Here is a 1,672-nt window from a genome sequence, read left to right on the forward strand (position 1 = left end):
TCGGAGCGTCTCATGCCCAAGGTATGACACACCCTGCAGCCGTTGGGAATCTTGCGTCAGGTGACGAACACTAGCCCTTGAACAAGTCAAGCATAGCCGAGATGAAAGCCGGGACGAGAGCAATGCCAGCGACTATAAGTCCTCCAATCCCGATCTTCTGGTTGCCTCTCGCATTCCTAATGTCATCCTCGCGCCGTCTCTCTTCAAGCAATGACCGGCGAAGCTTGCGGCGCTCTTCCCTAATCAAATACCGGCTACTGGTCAGTCTTGATTCCTCCCAAGCGTGTTTGTCGCTGTAGTCGGGTGCGGGAAGATGGTATTTGCCAGCGTCGTGCAAAAGCAACCTGCTTTCAGCGACTTCAACCTCTTCTTCATAATAGCGTAGGATTTGGCTGCTTTCCTCATCCCATATCTCTCGGGCCAGCCGTTCGTCTTTTCCTTTAATCAGTTCGTTGATTCTCTGGCGTTCATCTGCCAGTTGCTCTTCAGCTTCATAGAGAGCAGAGATAAGCTTTTCACGAATGGTCATTCCGTCCCCCCCAGAGCCTCGCCTAGTTCGGCCGAAATCTTCCCACCTTCAAACAACTGGACATCTTGCGCTTCGACGGCCTTGCGGATGGGATTGTTCATTGGGAGCGCGCCTCTTTAATCAGGTTCTGAAGGAAGCTTGTCCGGTCTTGGCTTCCCCTCTTATGATCAATCCAATTCCAAGTATCGCGCGGCAGACTCATGCGCACCCAAGCCTGCCCACTACCCTCTTCTACCCGCCTATAGTGGATATTGTGGATCTTGCCTGTCGGAATATCAATGTCGTCAACTCGAAGAATGCGTCCCTCAGCTACTTTGCGACGGAACCATATGCCGAAAGCTTGGTGCTGGTTTTCAACTATGCCTACGGGCCATTCAGCTTGGAAAAGGTCATTCAGTGTGAATTCGTCGTTTATGGGACGGGCTTCGATAAGGGCATTGATCTGATCAATGTGTTGATTAAACGGCATTTGTTAGATTCCTCTGATGTGTCATTACTTCACCACCTAACCCCAGCGTCATTCCCGTTTTTTGGGGTGAGCTCGCCCCCTGCGGCCTCTGGCAGGTTGAAAAGGTCACGAGCCGCCATCACTTACACAATGTCGAACCTCTGTAGCCACCTGAGCCATGCAGTCCCTGAGGTTATGTAATGGATGGCTATTTGCCTTCCTAGTCATTGCGGAAACCTTCTCTGCCTTTAATCAAACCTTTGTAGTTCGGAAGACAGGAGCGGTGGAGCGCGCGCTCCATGCGGATCAGGGCAACGATATGCGAGACGACGCACGTCACCCACTCCGGCTCCGATCTCAGGCGGCTGCTTCGGCAAGATGTGGCGACGCACTCGCCGCACATACATCGGTCCGCCTACCGTCCTGCCGCCACTAATGACCGCTATCCCGAAATGCTGCAGGTGCGATGCCGCACCCGCCCGGGTCCGCTGTCCGTCCATAGCATCAAGCCTCTTTCCGCCTCACCCACGCCTCGAACTGACTGCGCCTGATCCCGAAACGCAGCGCGTTCCCCTCGTGCAGGTTCGCGATCTCGGCATCGACGATCAGCGTCCCGAACGGCACGCCTGACCGCGCAGCGAGGCGGACGGCCTCGCTGCCATGGGCGCGGTCCAGCGCCCGAAAAAAATCTGCCA

At 54.9% G+C, this 1,672-nt stretch carries 3 protein-coding genes; all 3 read right to left on the reverse strand.

Features of this window, described 5'->3' with window-relative positions:
• Positions 1-70: 70 nt before the first annotated feature.
• Complete coding sequence (locus tag HUK65_RS18290) at positions 71-529, reverse strand: hypothetical protein (RefSeq protein WP_179907691.1); 459 nt, start codon at positions 527-529, stop codon at positions 71-73.
• 97 nt (positions 530-626) lie between these two features.
• Complete coding sequence (locus HUK65_RS18295; protein ID WP_179907693.1) at positions 627-998, reverse strand: hypothetical protein; 372 nt, start codon at positions 996-998, stop codon at positions 627-629.
• 483 nt (positions 999-1,481) lie between these two features.
• Positions 1,482-1,672, reverse strand: a 191-nt coding sequence (locus HUK65_RS18300) for a hypothetical protein (RefSeq protein WP_179907696.1), incomplete at its 5' end; no start/stop codon positions are given.

This window comes from Rhabdonatronobacter sediminivivens (genome assembly GCF_013415485.1).
Taxonomy (GTDB): domain Bacteria; phylum Pseudomonadota; class Alphaproteobacteria; order Rhodobacterales; family Rhodobacteraceae; genus Rhabdonatronobacter; species Rhabdonatronobacter sediminivivens.